The organism is Atopobium fossor DSM 15642 (genome assembly GCF_000483125.1).
GTDB classification, from domain to species: Bacteria; Actinomycetota; Coriobacteriia; order Coriobacteriales; family Atopobiaceae; genus Atopobium; species Atopobium fossor.
Genome location: NZ_KI519553.1, coordinates 152,068 through 166,197, shown reverse-complemented (window position 1 = coordinate 166,197; position 14,130 = coordinate 152,068). Strand labels below are relative to the sequence as shown.

Here is a 14,130-nt window from a genome sequence, read left to right as displayed (position 1 = left end):
CACTATTTATGCATACAATAAGAAAATTATTGTATAGGCTGGCAAATTGATGCTTGTCCTGGCGCTGGCTCAGAACTTATCTGTCCGTCCAAGCATCAAACCTTGTTGAAACTTGAGGATCATATAAAGGACACCCAAAACCAGCCAAGATATCTATGAGCGCGTTCATGTCATCCCCTTGCATGCCATAGCAATCAAATCGAACAATCTGAGGGGTGGTAAAAATTTGAAAAGCTCCCCGACCGTCTTTCTCAAAATCTTTGTCCCCATCATGGGTGATCCAACTGGAAAAACACTTATTCACTTTTTTCAAAATCTGATCGACGGGAAGAAATTCCAATTCTACCAACAGCTCTCCATCGCAACATGCCGCCCGATACACCGCTGCATGATCATGTGCAACGTTTGCCTTGTACTTCCAAAAATTCAAATCCACGCTCATTGGATCTCCTTTTGGATCTTTTTTTAGAAGAGGCTGATAAAATCTGTGACGTATGAGCTACTCAACCCAAAAGACTCGATTGTCTTTACGGGCAACTGCCCTAGGAATTCCACCATCGATATAGCCAATAGCGCAGTTACCAATGCCTTCCCATTCTCCCTCGACACCCAAGTCCTTAAGGAGTTGCTGATACTCGGACTTCTCGAAAGTTTCTTTAGCACGATGAATCCAGATGCTTCCCAAGCCAAGTGAGTGAGCTGCCAACATCATGTTGTCCATAACCAGACTGCCGTCATATACATGCGTGGGCCAGTTTTTATTGGCAAGCACAATCAAAATAACGGGTGCACCATAAAAGGGATCCATACCTTCCTTAAAGCCACCAATTGTGCAATTGATTTGGGAAAGTTTAGTGCGCAACTCTTTATTGGTGACCGCCAGAATAATAGCTGCTTGCTGGCCCTTACCACTGGCCGCATACAGGCCAGCTTCGATAATCTGCTTAATATCTTCTTTGGAAGGCATCTCCGACTTAAACGAACGAATGCTCCTGCGCTCTTTTAAGGCCTTGATAACGTCATTCATAGCATTCCTCTTTCCACGTTGGCGGACATCTCTATATTAGTCCTTATTGGATAGGCATTGCCGCTTTTATGACTGTAATTGAGTTTTATGGCTGATAAAAACAGGAGTTTGAAAAGGCATTAGTAATAAATTAAAACTAGTCATCCTGATTTTTACAGGGACATTCTTCAAAATATAACGACTTATTACATAGCCAATGCTAGCAAACGTGCAACCACAGGCAGCGAATGAGCCTAATATAATTAAGTAGCCAGTCCAGTGTGAGGTATCGAACCACCCACTGATTACTAATGCCGGATATACGGTAAACAGCATCATAATCGTGTGAACTATAATTTTCTTTTTCACTGACCAAACATCGTAATCATAAATTATGCTTGCTGCAGCAATAGCAGTTGAAATAATGGTTGCACTCATTAAAGATTGTTGTTGTGTAGCTTCTGAAAAATAAGTTATACATCCCATGATGCCTAACGTAATCAATCCTCGGAAAAATCCGTTTTTTATAACCTTCGTTTTTAAGTTCATTAAAACTCACCTTTGCTAAATTATTAATCAAAACAGAGCCGCTCCAAAACTGATTGTCATGAAGCACACTGATTAAGCTCATAGCATATTTTAGAGTTCTTACAAAACCGAGCCAAACAAACCTCTAGTAACGTAGAAGCTTTGAAAAGAGAAATTTCTGACTATAGACACACATATACCTTCATTGCTGGAAAACGTTATGAACTTTGAGTATTCTTTTTTCAGTTTTGCTTATTATTAAAAATATCTGATACTTTCTTGTTAATTTTAGAAGCGCTTGGAATACCAGCTTCAAATTCTTCTTGGCTTTGTGCTTGCTCTTTCATTCGCAGCATTTCCTGTGCAGATAGGCTTTCTATAAGTTTTGCAAGTCCTTTTGTATCATAAGATTCTATGGACTCAAGATAGATGCGTTTTGATTCAACAGGGATAACAATAGGGGCAACTCCTGCAGCAATAAGAGCTCGGTTGAGTAAAATACGCCCTGTACGACCATTCCCATCAACAAAGGGATGTATATGCTCAAAGGTAATATGAAATGCAGCTTCTTTTTCAAACACACTGTCATACATCGTATGGGTATGGTTATAGAGCAACTGTTGCATAAGCTGGTTTATCTCAGATGCCTTAGGTGGGATATACTCACTTGAGCGGATATAAACTTGGGTTTTTCTATAACCATCAATATCATTGATATTCTTATTAATTTGGATAGCAATATCTTTAATAAGTCGCTCAGTAAGCTGCTCATGAGGCGTTTGAAGTGCTATTTGAAGAGCATATTTATGGTTAATGACATCATAAAGCTCTCGGGCAGTAGCGCTTACTTTCATGGAACTGTCATTCCATAAAATCGCATAGGTATCTGCAAAGGAAAGCGTTGAACCCTCAATGGCATTTGAGTGATAGGTAGAGCGTGTAATAAAATCCTCAAACCACTGAGAATTACTGCGCATATAAGAAAATATGTCCATATAACCGTCTACCAATAGGATGGTTGGTAAAGAGTTAAACAAAAAGGACTAGTTCGAGCTAATTCTTTTTACTCTACACACGTTGCCCATACCAAGCTCAAAAACTAACGGACTTCATTGTTTGTATTATATCCAGAGTATCTAGGTATTTTGCTTAAATTAACGTTATTTACGGGCATCGGGATCATCCCTATGTACGGGAAACAAGACGAAAGGCAATAAACGCTTTTCCCAGAAAACGCAGAAGGGAGAAAGTCATGAGCGTAAGTTTCAGAAGTAATCACCCTATTTAAGCTATTTTTCAAATCGACCAACGGTTGGTCTTATTGATTGAGTGTATTACTTTGACCTAGAAACCCAACTTAGTTGTTGTAAAACATCAAGGATCAAAGCATTATTATCAAGTAAATCTTTTTCAGCAACAAGAAACTCTCTTGCACCATTAAACTGACAACCTCCTACGATAAGAGTGAGATTTTTCAAATACTTTCTTTCATCTTGCAAGAAAAGGATATAACACGCATCTGTAATGGATGTCCCTACATCAGGACAACTAACCTAGAAGCTTACATTAGCTGCATAATTTTTAACTACTATACCGTTTATGTCTATTTTTCTACCGTTTGTGGAACCCTAAATAGTTATAGGAGACATAACTTTAAAAAATTTTTCCGGCAGAACAGACAATTTGTACAACATTACTATACAAACTATTTGTATAGTAATGTCTATTTCGTATATTACATAGTTTATAACTAAAATATTTAGCTATATACCTGCTTAAATATATTTTTAAGCACTTCAATAAATGTACAATAATTTTGAACTTGTCTCATTTGTATATAAATATTTATTCTCATTGTAGAGAGAGGATTAACATGTTAAAACCCGTTAGCTCCATTCCATTACATACGCAAGTTGCAAATTATATTCGCGAAAAAATATACAATCGCGAGTGGGAAGTTGGAGAAAAAATCCCAACCGAGTTTGAGCTATGTGAAGCACTTGGTATGAGTCGTGGATCTATCAAAAGAGGTATTTCCATCCTCGTTAAAGAAGGCATTCTTATTCAACACCGTGGTCGTGGCACATTTGTAGTAAATCGCAATACCATCTCTCACCCATCAGGTAATACGCTTTTGTCTTTTGCAGAATCTCTAAAAGCTCAAAATATTGATTTTAAAACTCGTGTACTAAGTAAAGAAATCATCTCAGCAGATTTTTTTATCAGTGAAAAACTCTTCATCTCAGTCGGAGACCCAGTATTGCTACTTAAGCGCGTTCGCTGTGTTGAAGATGAGCCCATTATGTATATAGAAAATCGAGTAAGCCTTGCCCACTGCCCTGGTCTAGATAAGGTCAACTTTGAAGACGAAGCTCTCTTTCAAAGTATCGAGAAATGCTCCGGAAAAAAGATTGGTTTTTCTCGTGCTAAATATGCTGCAAAAGTAGCTGGCGAGCAACGCGGCAACATACTTCAAATTGATGAATCTGCCCCCGTTCTTCATCTCGAGCAGCACATCTTTTATAGCGACAACACTCCTACTGAGTGGGGAAATGTTTGGCTACGCGCCAACAGATATGTCGTTGGAACTGTTTTATTAAGGGCGCAGTAATACGGAGAGGACACTACACTATGCCACTAGTAAATATGAATGAATTGGTGACAATCGCCAAGAAAAACAATGTCATACTTCCTGCATATAATACGACAAATGTGGAAATGACACTTGCAATCATGGATGCATTTGAGAAAGCGGGCATGCCTGGCATTGTACAGATTGCTCCAACTAACGTTAAGCTTACCGGCTATGACTACATTGCGCAGACTACTGCCATGGCCGCAGAGAAGTACATCACCCCCTTTGCACTTCATCTCGACCATGGCAAAACTCTGGAAGACGTTCGTCAGGCCGTCATGGCAGGCTTTACATCTGTCATGATTGATGGTGCTGCGCTTCCCTTTGAAGAAAATATCCGCTTTTCTCGTCAGGCAGTCGACTTTGCTCATTGCTATGGTGTACCAGTAGAAGCCGAACTTGGTGCTATTAAAGGCAAGGAAGATGATCATGTGTCTGAAGCCGATAGCCATACCAACCCCAATCAAGTAGCTGAGTTTTGTGAGCGTACTGGTTGTGACCTTTTGGCTGTCTCTATTGGTAATGTACACGGTCTCGAAGAAAAACCAAAGATTGACCTTGATTGCCTTAAAGAGATTGTGGCAGTAAGTCCAGTGCCTCTCGTACTACATGGCGGTTCTGGCATTCCCGATGAGACTCTGCGTGCCATGCGCGATTACAACATGATTAAGATCAATATTGCAAGTGACTTACGTCAAGCATTTATTCGTGCTGTTGCAAAGCGACACCAAGAAAACCCCAACGAAGCAAATCTTGCTTCTGTGCTTCTTGATGCACGTGCGGCAGTTACCGAAGTTGCTTATAACAAAACAATGGCAATTAATGCATAAATATGCTTCACAAAGAAGCTAGTAGACGATCAGCACTAACAAGAATCAAGCAAAGCTCATAGAAAGAGGAGTCACAATGGCTAAGAAAAAAGTTCTATTTGTTTGTGCAACTGGTATTGCGACCTCAACTATCGCCGAAGAGAAAGTCATTGAGTATTGCAAGGAACAAGGTATTGATTTTGACTTTGATCAGCGTAATGTTGCAAGCGTGCCTCAGATTGCAGAGGATTTTGACCTTATTGTTGCTACAACTAATATTCCATATGACGTGCAAATCCCCGTCGTAAACGCAATTAACTTACTCACTGGTTTTGGCATGGATGAGACTCTCAAAAAGATTGCAGACTATCTGCGATAAACACCAGAAGTAAATCGCATCGCAGGCCACATGAACATAAGCCTGACATGCGCTGAAAATAGCTCATATTAAGGGAGGAAAAATGGAAGGCATGGTTACTCCACTGCTTAATGCAGTGCAGTACGTTCTTGGTTTTGGTGCAACCGTAATGCTGCCAATTGTTATTTTTGTTCTAGCGTTAGTTTTTCGTATTAAGCCTGCTAAAGCTTTCAGATCTGCTTTGGTAGTGGGCGTTGGTTTTGTTGGTGTTTTTACCATCTTTAGTCTTATGGGCGCTCAGGTAGGTCCTGCTGCACAAGCAATCGTTGTTCGTACTGGTCTCAATCTTCCAGCCGTAGATCTTGGATGGGCTCCTTTATCAGCCATCACATGGGGCTCCCCTATCGCACCATTTGCAATTGTGCTTACGCTAATTATCAATCTTGTTATGCTTGCCTTTAAATGGACTAAAACTATTGATGTTGATATCTGGAACTACTGGCACTTTGCATTTGCTGGATCGTTAGTATATGTTGCAACGGGTAACTTCTTTCTCGGTCTTGTTGGTGCTGCTATTGCTGCAGTAGTTATCCTTAAAATTGGTGATTGGTGTGCACCTCTTGCTCAAAAGTATTGCAACCTTCCTGGCATTTCTCTACCAACACTTTCTAGTGCCGTTTTCTTCCCCATTGGCCTTTTGGGCAACTGGGTATTGGATAAAATTCCTGGTATTAATAGGCTTCATGCTGACCCTGAAACCATTCAAAAACGTCTTGGTATCTTTGGTGAGCCCATGATGATTGGTTTTATGCTTGGTATTTTGCTTGGCCTTCTTGCTGGCTACGATGTAAAAAATCTCCTTGGTCTTGCTATTAACCTTGGCGCAGTTATGTACATCCTACCCAGAATGGTTCGTATTCTTATGGATGGTCTCATTCCTATCTCAGATGGTGTTAAGGAGTTTATGGCAAAGCGCTTCCCAGACCGCGCAGATTTTTATATCGGTCTTGATATTGCAGTTGCAATTGGTAATCCTGCTATTATCTCCACTGGCCTGCTATTGACCCCCATTGCTATTATGTTGGCATTCATCATCCCAGGCAACCAAACCTTACCAGTAGCAGACCTGTCTAACATGGCTGTATTCTGTTCTATGATTGTTGTTGCTTGCGATCAAAACATTATTCGTGCTGTTATTATTGCTATCCCCTGCCTCATTGGTGATTTACTCATCTGCTCTGCAGCTGCCCCCCTTATCACACAACTTGCTAACAATGTTGGGTACGATACCGCTACTAGCGGCAGTTTGGTAACTGCATTTCTTGATGGTGGTAACCCATTCCGTTACCTCATTTACCAGGTGTTCTCTGGTAACTTTATCGCCATCATTCTTGCTATTGTAACCATTGTTCTTGTTGCTTTTACCTGGAAGGTAACCCACAAACATGCGTACCTCGAGGACGAGACAGTAGCAGCAAACTAATGTGCACTACACTAGGTAGGTAATGATTCGGGCGCTGGTGTATAACAAAAACCCAGCGCCCCCTTTTAGAAAAAGAAAGGGATGATTTGGTTGTGTCGTATGCCATTGGTATAGATATTGGTACAACCAACAGCAAGGTTGTGCTTTGCAGCTTGCCCAATTGTGAGCCTGTATATATTGGCAAATTTGCAAGCCCTAAACTTGTTGCTGGCACCAATGTTGATTACGACATCCCTCAACTGCTCAATCTGCTGTTTATACAGCTTGCTAATTGCGCAAAGTATGCCCTTCAAAACCAAGAAACCATTGCTTTTATCTCGGTTGCAAGTATTGGTGAGTCTGGTGTTCTTATTGATGGTAATAACACCTATTCAGATACCTCAATTTGCTGGTTTGATAAGCGTGGCAGTGAGTTTGTAAACGAGCTTATACAATCCAACAAAGAGCAATGGCTCTATCGCATTACAGGAATTCCTGTACACGCAAACTCAGCACTTTTTAAAATTCTTTGGCTTCGTAAATACGGCATTTCACTTACCAATAAAACCTGGCTTCCTATGGCTGATTTTATCGCCTGGGTTCTATGCGATACTGTCGGTCAGGATGTTACTTTAGCGTCGCGTACTGCCGTTCTTGATATCAATACCCTTAAGATATCCAGCGAAATTCTAGATTATTTTGAGCTACCTCATACACTTTTTCCTCCTCTTGTTAAAAGTGGAACTTTTAGAGGCTTTATTAAGAGTTCAGTAGCGCAAACCACAGGCATCTCTGAAAAGTGTCAAGTCGCAGTAACAGGACATGATCACATGTCTGGTTCGGTTGCTTGTCAGCTTCAAACAAACAAAGAGTTACTCAATTCCACAGGCACTTCAGAAGGCATTTTGGCCGTAGTAAATAACCCAAAAATTGGCATGCATCAATATGAGTGCCAAATTACTAATGGGATGTACGTTCAAGATAACACCTACTCCCTGTATGCATCATTGCCTACTGCTGGCTTTTCATTTGAATGGGCTCTTGAAGTGCTTAATATCTCTTTAGAGACATTTAACCAGAACATACTATCCCAGCTTTTTGACACATACATAGATAAAAACTTCATACTCCCTAATGAAATTTTTATCCCACACCTACGTGGTAGCGGTCCTCCCCAGCGCTCACGTGAAGCAAGAGGTGTATTTTATGGCCTTACCGAGAACACTCAGAGTATCAATATGCTTTTTGCCGTACATCTTGGCGTTGCATGTGAGCTTTATGGCTTGTATTCACATATGGCACTTTCCAACTATGAAGTTATTAAAGTTATTGGACCTGCTCTTCAAAATCCTTTATGGATGCAACTAAAAGCTGATCTTCTAGATAAGAAAATTGTAGGCTGCAGTCTTAGCGAAGCGGTAGCATGTGGATCTATTATGACCACTGCACAACGTAATGGCATTGAAGTCTACAACAATCTTCAAACCGTTGAATATATACCCAATAAGGAGAGGTCTAAAAAGCTTAAGATGTTCTATATGACTACCTATAAACCTCTTGCCGAGGCCATTCATAGCTTTGAAAACAGCTTGTTTGGTGCACAAGCCTAAAGCGCATTGCTAAAACACGTTATAAATACCATACTGTGTAATAAAATATAGGTAACAAGTTGTTACCTATATTTTTGTAAATGTACGCTCATTTACTTTGATGAGGATTGCATGTCGGTAAAAAACAAGGTTGATAGCATTATTCAAAAGGATTGTCCAAAACCTATTTACAGCCAGGTTATCGACTATCTTAAAGACAGCATTAATTCTGGGCTATGGAAAGAATCCGAGCGTATCCCCTCAGAGATTGAACTTACCGAAACACTTCAAGTCAGCCGCGGCAGTATCAAAAAGGCCATCTCTTACCTTGTAAAGGAAGGCTTGCTCGAACAGATACAAGGAAAAGGTACCTATGTAAAGGCACATGACATTTCATTCCCTCTCACCGAAGGTCTTATTTCATTTTCTGAAACACTTAAAGAACAGCATATCGAATTCACCACGGAAATTGTCTCCGCTGAGCAGCTTGTTGCAAATGAAAGTATTGCAAAACATCTTAATATTGACTCTAACGATCCATATTTTAGGCTCGAACGTGTACGCAAAGTTAAAGGCGAGCCCATTATGTACATCGAAAATAATATTAACTGTGCAATTGCTCCGGGCATTGCAGATGCAGACTATGTTAATGAGAGCTTCTTTTCTATTATCAAAAAATATTCTGGACATGAGGTTAAATACTCAAATACAAGTTTTTTGGCAAAATCCATGGATCAACACCATGCAAGATATTTAGAAATGGAGACAGGATCTCCTGTTTTACAGCAAGTTCAAACTGTATTTTTGGATAATGACACCATTATTGAATATGCGAGGGTTTGGCTACGCTCTAATCGCTTTACACTAGGCACAGTGTTTCAACGTAGACACTAACCAACTCAAGCATTAGTTTATAAGTAAGTGTACTTAGCTTAATGCAGAAGAAGCTTTCTTAAATAGAAAGAGACCGGGCACATGAAGTATGCTCGGTCTCTTTTTGTCAACAGTGGTTGACAAAAAAGGGGGACTTAATCAAGAGCGTCAAATAGCTCAGTTAAAAGAGCACGACGATCATGAGTAATGGCTAATGCACTTGAAATACCAGTTCCTTGTGCGCCTTTACCAATCAGACGACGTACATCATCTCCACATCTAATGCCTGCACCCTCCATAATGACAATATCAGAATTGACCTTACGCACCGCAGTAATAGTCTGCTCAATATAGCTATCATCACTTGTTTGACCCGTACCAACTAAAAAACTTGGTTCGCATAAAATAACATCTGGGTTCATAGCAGCAATTGCAAGTGATTCAGTTACGCTATCTGCTGCAACAATGGTAAGGATTTCAAGCTCACGAGCCTTATCGATAGTTACAGAAAGTTGATCAACATTCATGGGATGAGCTGTGTGGTTCAAAAAAACCGCCTGAACCCCAGCAAACTTGAGAGACTCAAGGGGGATTAACCCCATTCCTTTTCCATCACCAACAAGATCTGCATGTTGAGCGGTTGGAATCACATGCTTTAATTGTTGGGCAACTGCACAAAGCTCTGGTACAGGAGCAGTCCAAAAAATCGAATGTTCCCGATTGGCAGCCACTTCATCGGTAAGCAGTGCGGCGGATATAGAGTCGTCTCCCAAAAGATAGGTCTTTGGACTAACGGTAAAAAGAGGGAGTTTTAAATCCTTGCGTTTCACCAATACACCTCCCTTTATAAATTATGAAAACACAATCGTAGTTCCTACAGAAAGAGCTGGTGTACTGTCTGAAGTTACACGTACAGAACCAGGAAGCAGCTCGGCAGTACTACCAAATAGAATGGTCAGGTGCCCAAGCCCCGTAAAATTAATATTAGCGGCATCGCCAACTTCAGAAATTTTGTACGAAGCGTCACCAATAGCAATAGTTCCTCCAATGGCTAAAAGGGTCTGTTCGGTTGGTTCTCCATTATGAACTGCACAAATTTCCTTAAGTTCCTCGGGGACGGTTGGTCCAAATAAAACAAGCATTTTCTCGTCTAGCAAAGGCTCCACGGTCTCACCGAGCTCAGTAATTGTGACTAAATACACCTTAAACTCCAAAAATTAACTTTTCTTAGATGACTTGATTGCATGAAATGCCTGCTTGAATGCATCTGCATACTTAGGGTTCGGAAGTTTTTCTATTGCGCTGTCTACAGTAAACCCTATCACCTCTCTAATGGGTGAAAAGGACGGATTGAGAGACAAACTTGCAAGCTCATAACAACCGGTAATCTTAAAATCAAAATCGGTAAGGACAAGCACAAACACTTTTCTACTAAAGCTAATCTTACACATGCCTGTTCCCAGATAGCCTTCATGATTTTTAGCATATTCATGAATGAGAACACGTACTTTCTTCCAGTACAGGTATTGGCTTATAGTTCCTGCTAACCATACGAGAAGAATAAAGATTAACGTTGCAATACCCTTACCAAAATCCATAGCGAACCACATTTTTTAGAGACCGAATGACATGAGATATGCAAAGACAATCTGAACTGGACTCGTAATAAGCTTACCAAAGAGAAATGCTGGGTAACCAATCTCAATTGTCTCGGGCTTTGCTTCCATAAGAGTCATACCTACAGGAGCAAAGTCAGAACCCACTTGGCAGTTTACTGCAAAAAAACCAGGGAGCGCGAAGTTTGCAGGAATGGTACCAGCAGCAATCTGATTTCCAATAAGTACGGAAAGCACAGAAGCAATAATGGCACCAGGACAAATAAGTGGAGAAAGAAATGGAACAGAACAGAATAGACCAATGGCAATCATGCCAGGCAAACTACCTGCAAGAGGAGTGAGTACATTAGCAAGAACATTTGCAAAACCAGTATAATTAATGATGCCAATCAAAACAGAAACGAACGCCATAAAAGGAAGAATGTTTTTGATTACGTCATTTACGGTATCACGTGCAGCCTGATAAATAATGCTAATAAAGCGACCAACACCGGTACCAATCTTAGAAACAATGTCCATGAAGCTCGTACCACGCTTAGCAGCATTCTCCGCACGTGCATCTGCAATCTTTGCATGCACATTTTCCTTGTTGACACTCTCTTCTGTCTGAACAGGGACAGTCTCAACAACAACCTCTGAACCATCGGCTAATGCAATGTTTTCTACATGTACATCGGAAGTAAAAATATCCTCAGTAATAAACGTTGCAAGAGGACCAGAGGGAGAACCAGGCTTTACATTGGCAGTTGGAATACCCATTTTGGGATAGGTACCACACCGAGCCACACCAGCACAATCAATAACTGCAATGGCTGCCATGCTGGTATCGATAGGATTTTTAAACTGATCGCAGACCTGAGCACCAGAAAGTTCAGCAATCTTTTGTGCTACGGGATGGATACCGCCAAGGGTAACACTCATTACGTAGGGTTTCTCGTCTGTGGGAGTGATAATTAGAGGTCCACCCCAACCATTGGTGCCGTGGGAAACCTTAACACTTTTAAACTCGCTCATAATAAATATCCTTTCCCACTAGTTGTTCTGAAGCTTAGCTTCTTTGCGGGCAACCATATACTTGTAGAGCTTCTCGGTAACAATACCTTTGAAGAGACACACAGCAAGACCAACAAAGAGAAAGCGGAGTGCCAAGGGCGCAGAACTCTTACCTAGAGCCTCATAACCAGCAGTAATACCCAGCCATACAAACAGCTCGGAGGAGTTAGCATGAGGGAAAAGACCCGTAATAGGATGCATCATAGATACAACCGCATCATAAAAAGCTGGCTTATATTCCTCGTCTACAAATACGCCGAAGGTATACGCCATTGGGTTTGTAAGAAAGAAACAACACAAAAAAGGAATGATGGTGTAGCGAAGAACTGCATATTTAGTACATTTCTTCATAAAGCCATATACGCGATCTTCACCTATAAGCTGAATAATGGCCTTAACCGTAAGAATTAAGCAGATAAGCATGGGAATCATGCCTGTTACAAAGGATGTAAACTGAGCACCCGCTGCATTAAAAAGCCCTGTAAAGCCTTCTGCAAGGAAGATTAAAAAGTTGTTTACCGCTTCCATTACATTCTCCTATGAACTAGACGTAACTTACCATTCAGTACAGTTTAACTTCCCCCTAAACATCTTTAGTTGTCTATAGTCGTCTATATCCCTATGAATAGAGTATCACCTATATGCAATCCAAGAAAAAGCTCAGGGTGAACGGCTTAATTATTGCTGTAAACGGTATCTATTGCTGACTTTATGCGTAGATATTGACAATATTTCTTATGATATGCGTCACATATAGGACGTTGTGGATCAATTCTTCTTAAGATGAATGATTCGTTTTGACTGCTTGACGATAAGCGATTTGTCTCTTGTATAGAATCTAATGCTAACAGAGCACTTCCCTGCCCAGCACTCACGTTGCTCAAACAATAAATGGACTTATCCAATACATTTGATAAAATCTCTAGCCAAAGTTTGCTTTTAGAACCTCCTCCTACAACAGCCAACTCATGCCATTCATCTGAACCATTAACTGCATCCATCATCTGCCTAAATCCAAAGGAAATTCCTTCCATAACAGCCCGGTAAAGTTCAGAGCGTGTTGTTGAAAGATCAAGACCCAAAAAACTGCCACGCAAATTAGGTGCAACAAAAAGGGTTTTTTCACCATTAAGATGCGGGAAAAACAGCAAATCGCGCATGTCATAGTTAATATCCTCAACAGATGCATCTTCAAATGAAAAACTATCTTGCTCAAGAATTTGTGTGACAATCCAATCAATATCATTACCACATGACTGTATAGAGAGCTGAATAAGACTTTCCAATTGTATGCCATCTGCAGAAAACAATACCGTTTTGCCAACCTTAGGTGCATATATTCCTGAATGCGAATACATCAACACACCCGAAGTCCCCAATGAAATAACGGGAATTGAAATCTTGCTTTTATTTATGCCGCTATAATTATCTAAGCATCCAGCAGAAATAGCAGATGCAGGATTATCTCCTGTGCCACGAATGACAGGAATTCCTTTTGCTAAGCCTAAAGAGACAACAGTCACGTTGTTTAATGTACCCGTAATGCTTGCAGATCCCTCAACGACTGGAAGCATCTTTTGCGATATACCAAAATAATCTAATGCAGCCTGTGACCAGCTATTTTTCTCGATACTATATAATGAAGATGTCGATGCAAAACTAATATCAGTTCCCTTTACGCCGGTTAATTTATAGACAATCCAATCAGGAACAGAAAAGACTAGGGCAGTGTTTTTGTAAATCTCAAGATTATGCTGTTTTAACCAAAACAGAGCTAATGCAGGTGATCCCGTCGAAAGAATTTTAGCAATGTTGTATTCTCCAGCATCATGCATTGCTTGTTTTGCATCACAGACCAAATCCTTAGTACGCAAATCATTCCACATAATTGAATCATATGAGGGATGCCCTGTTTTATCCAGTAAAACAGGTGTGTGCATTTGCCCCGTTACTCCTATACAGGAAACCAAGGACAGGTTGCATTTTTTAGAAAGCTGTTTCAAAGCACTGCATGTTGCATCCCACCAAACTTCTGGGTTGATTTGCTTCCAACCCGAACGAGGTTCCTCAATGTGATATGAAACGGAAACTTCTGCTGCGATTACGCCCGATATATCTACTGCAGAAACTTTTACAGATGACGTTCCGACGTCAATTCCAAGTGCTAAGGACATGACACTCCTTACAAAAAGCGCTCTTCA

16 protein-coding genes are annotated in these 14,130 nt (G+C 40.6%); 6 read left to right on the top strand and 10 right to left on the bottom strand.

Going from position 1 to position 14,130, the window contains the following annotated elements; genetic code table 11:
• Nucleotides 1-76: 76 nt before the first annotated feature.
• The 4 genes from G469_RS0103495 to G469_RS08240 all read right to left on the bottom strand — a co-directional run bounded on the left by G469_RS0103495 (nucleotide 77) and on the right by G469_RS08240 (nucleotide 2,529).
• Nucleotides 77-442: a hypothetical protein gene (locus G469_RS0103495; protein WP_028263865.1), complete on the bottom strand. Its 366-nt coding sequence runs from the start codon at nucleotides 440-442 to the stop codon at nucleotides 77-79.
• 57 nt (nucleotides 443-499) lie between these two features.
• Entirely contained in the window at nucleotides 500-1,027 is a 528-nt protein-coding gene (locus G469_RS0103490; RefSeq protein WP_028263864.1) for a nitroreductase, read from the bottom strand.
• 66 nt (nucleotides 1,028-1,093) lie between these two features.
• Entirely contained in the window at nucleotides 1,094-1,555 is a 462-nt protein-coding gene (locus tag G469_RS08245) for a DUF3021 family protein (RefSeq protein WP_051353742.1), read from the bottom strand.
• A 221-nt stretch (nucleotides 1,556-1,776) separates the two neighbouring features.
• Complete coding sequence (locus G469_RS08240; protein WP_084522290.1) at nucleotides 1,777-2,529, bottom strand: Fic family protein; 753 nt, start codon at nucleotides 2,527-2,529, stop codon at nucleotides 1,777-1,779.
• Nucleotides 2,530-3,407: 878 nt separating this feature from the next.
• On the opposite strand from G469_RS08240, the gene G469_RS0103470 reads away from it, so the two are divergent.
• The 6 genes from G469_RS0103470 to G469_RS0103445 all read left to right on the top strand — a co-directional run bounded on the left by G469_RS0103470 (nucleotide 3,408) and on the right by G469_RS0103445 (nucleotide 9,281).
• Complete coding sequence (locus G469_RS0103470; protein ID WP_035425370.1) at nucleotides 3,408-4,145, top strand: GntR family transcriptional regulator; 738 nt, start codon at nucleotides 3,408-3,410, stop codon at nucleotides 4,143-4,145.
• 20 nt (nucleotides 4,146-4,165) lie between these two features.
• Nucleotides 4,166-4,999, top strand: a complete 834-nt coding sequence (locus G469_RS0103465) for a class II aldolase (RefSeq protein WP_028263862.1) — start codon at nucleotides 4,166-4,168, stop codon at nucleotides 4,997-4,999.
• Between the two features lie 76 nt (nucleotides 5,000-5,075).
• Nucleotides 5,076-5,357 carry a PTS sugar transporter subunit IIB gene (locus tag G469_RS0103460; protein ID WP_028263861.1) on the top strand — a complete coding sequence of 94 codons (282 nt, stop codon included), beginning with the start codon at nucleotides 5,076-5,078 and terminating at the stop codon, nucleotides 5,355-5,357.
• 82 nt (nucleotides 5,358-5,439) lie between these two features.
• A complete protein-coding gene (locus tag G469_RS0103455; protein WP_028263860.1) occupies nucleotides 5,440-6,819 on the top strand; it encodes a PTS galactitol transporter subunit IIC in 1,380 nt (459 codons plus the stop codon).
• 92 nt (nucleotides 6,820-6,911) lie between these two features.
• Complete coding sequence (locus tag G469_RS0103450) at nucleotides 6,912-8,408, top strand: FGGY-family carbohydrate kinase (protein ID WP_156908399.1); 1,497 nt, start codon at nucleotides 6,912-6,914, stop codon at nucleotides 8,406-8,408.
• Between the two features lie 111 nt (nucleotides 8,409-8,519).
• Nucleotides 8,520-9,281 carry a GntR family transcriptional regulator gene (locus G469_RS0103445; RefSeq protein ID WP_035425369.1) on the top strand — a complete coding sequence of 254 codons (762 nt, stop codon included), beginning with the start codon at nucleotides 8,520-8,522 and terminating at the stop codon, nucleotides 9,279-9,281.
• A 134-nt stretch (nucleotides 9,282-9,415) separates the two neighbouring features.
• On the opposite strand, the gene G469_RS0103440 is transcribed toward G469_RS0103445, so the two are convergent.
• The 6 genes from G469_RS0103440 to G469_RS08235 form a co-directional block, all read right to left on the bottom strand.
• Nucleotides 9,416-10,090, bottom strand: coding sequence for a triose-phosphate isomerase (locus G469_RS0103440; RefSeq protein ID WP_156908398.1), 675 nt, complete (start codon nucleotides 10,088-10,090; stop codon nucleotides 9,416-9,418).
• 21 nt (nucleotides 10,091-10,111) lie between these two features.
• Nucleotides 10,112-10,462, bottom strand: coding sequence for a PTS glucitol/sorbitol transporter subunit IIA (locus G469_RS0103435; protein ID WP_028263856.1), 351 nt, complete (start codon nucleotides 10,460-10,462; stop codon nucleotides 10,112-10,114).
• A gap of 15 nt (nucleotides 10,463-10,477) precedes the next feature.
• The gene (locus G469_RS0103430) at nucleotides 10,478-10,858 is read right to left on the bottom strand and encodes a hypothetical protein (protein ID WP_028263855.1); all 381 of its coding nucleotides are present in this window, start codon (nucleotides 10,856-10,858) and stop codon (nucleotides 10,478-10,480) included.
• Between the two features lie 15 nt (nucleotides 10,859-10,873).
• Nucleotides 10,874-11,890, bottom strand: a complete 1,017-nt coding sequence (gene srlE, locus G469_RS0103425; RefSeq protein WP_028263854.1) for a PTS glucitol/sorbitol transporter subunit IIB — start codon at nucleotides 11,888-11,890, stop codon at nucleotides 10,874-10,876.
• Between the two features lie 18 nt (nucleotides 11,891-11,908).
• On the bottom strand, nucleotides 11,909-12,457 hold the full coding sequence (srlA, locus tag G469_RS0103420; protein ID WP_028263853.1) for a PTS glucitol/sorbitol transporter subunit IIC: 549 nt from the start codon (nucleotides 12,455-12,457) through the stop codon (nucleotides 11,909-11,911).
• 146 nt (nucleotides 12,458-12,603) lie between these two features.
• Entirely contained in the window at nucleotides 12,604-14,103 is a 1,500-nt protein-coding gene (locus G469_RS08235) for a xylulokinase (protein WP_051353741.1), read from the bottom strand.
• Between the last annotated feature and the right edge of the window lie 27 nt (nucleotides 14,104-14,130).

What these genes read in the sequence shown, in the direction of transcription:
- G469_RS0103495 (WP_028263865.1), bottom strand. Translation starts at nt 442, where the DNA reads ATGAGCGTGGATTTGAATTTTTGGAAGTACAAGGCAAACGTTGCACAT.
- G469_RS0103490 (WP_028263864.1), bottom strand. Translation starts at nt 1,027, where the DNA reads ATGAATGACGTTATCAAGGCCTTAAAAGAGCGCAGGAGCATTCGTTCG.
- G469_RS08245 (WP_051353742.1), bottom strand. Translation starts at nt 1,555, where the DNA reads ATGAACTTAAAAACGAAGGTTATAAAAAACGGATTTTTCCGAGGATTG.
- G469_RS08240 (WP_084522290.1), bottom strand. Translation starts at nt 2,529, where the DNA reads ATGGACATATTTTCTTATATGCGCAGTAATTCTCAGTGGTTTGAGGAT.
- G469_RS0103470 (WP_035425370.1), top strand. Translation starts at nt 3,408, where the DNA reads ATGTTAAAACCCGTTAGCTCCATTCCATTACATACGCAAGTTGCAAAT.
- G469_RS0103465 (WP_028263862.1), top strand. Translation starts at nt 4,166, where the DNA reads ATGCCACTAGTAAATATGAATGAATTGGTGACAATCGCCAAGAAAAAC.
- G469_RS0103460 (WP_028263861.1), top strand. Translation starts at nt 5,076, where the DNA reads ATGGCTAAGAAAAAAGTTCTATTTGTTTGTGCAACTGGTATTGCGACC.
- G469_RS0103455 (WP_028263860.1), top strand. Translation starts at nt 5,440, where the DNA reads ATGGAAGGCATGGTTACTCCACTGCTTAATGCAGTGCAGTACGTTCTT.
- G469_RS0103445 (WP_035425369.1), top strand. Translation starts at nt 8,520, where the DNA reads ATGTCGGTAAAAAACAAGGTTGATAGCATTATTCAAAAGGATTGTCCA.
- G469_RS0103430 (WP_028263855.1), bottom strand. Translation starts at nt 10,858, where the DNA reads ATGGATTTTGGTAAGGGTATTGCAACGTTAATCTTTATTCTTCTCGTA.
- srlE (WP_028263854.1), bottom strand. Translation starts at nt 11,890, where the DNA reads ATGAGCGAGTTTAAAAGTGTTAAGGTTTCCCACGGCACCAATGGTTGG.
- srlA (WP_028263853.1), bottom strand. Translation starts at nt 12,457, where the DNA reads ATGGAAGCGGTAAACAACTTTTTAATCTTCCTTGCAGAAGGCTTTACA.
- G469_RS08235 (WP_051353741.1), bottom strand. Translation starts at nt 14,103, where the DNA reads ATGTCCTTAGCACTTGGAATTGACGTCGGAACGTCATCTGTAAAAGTT.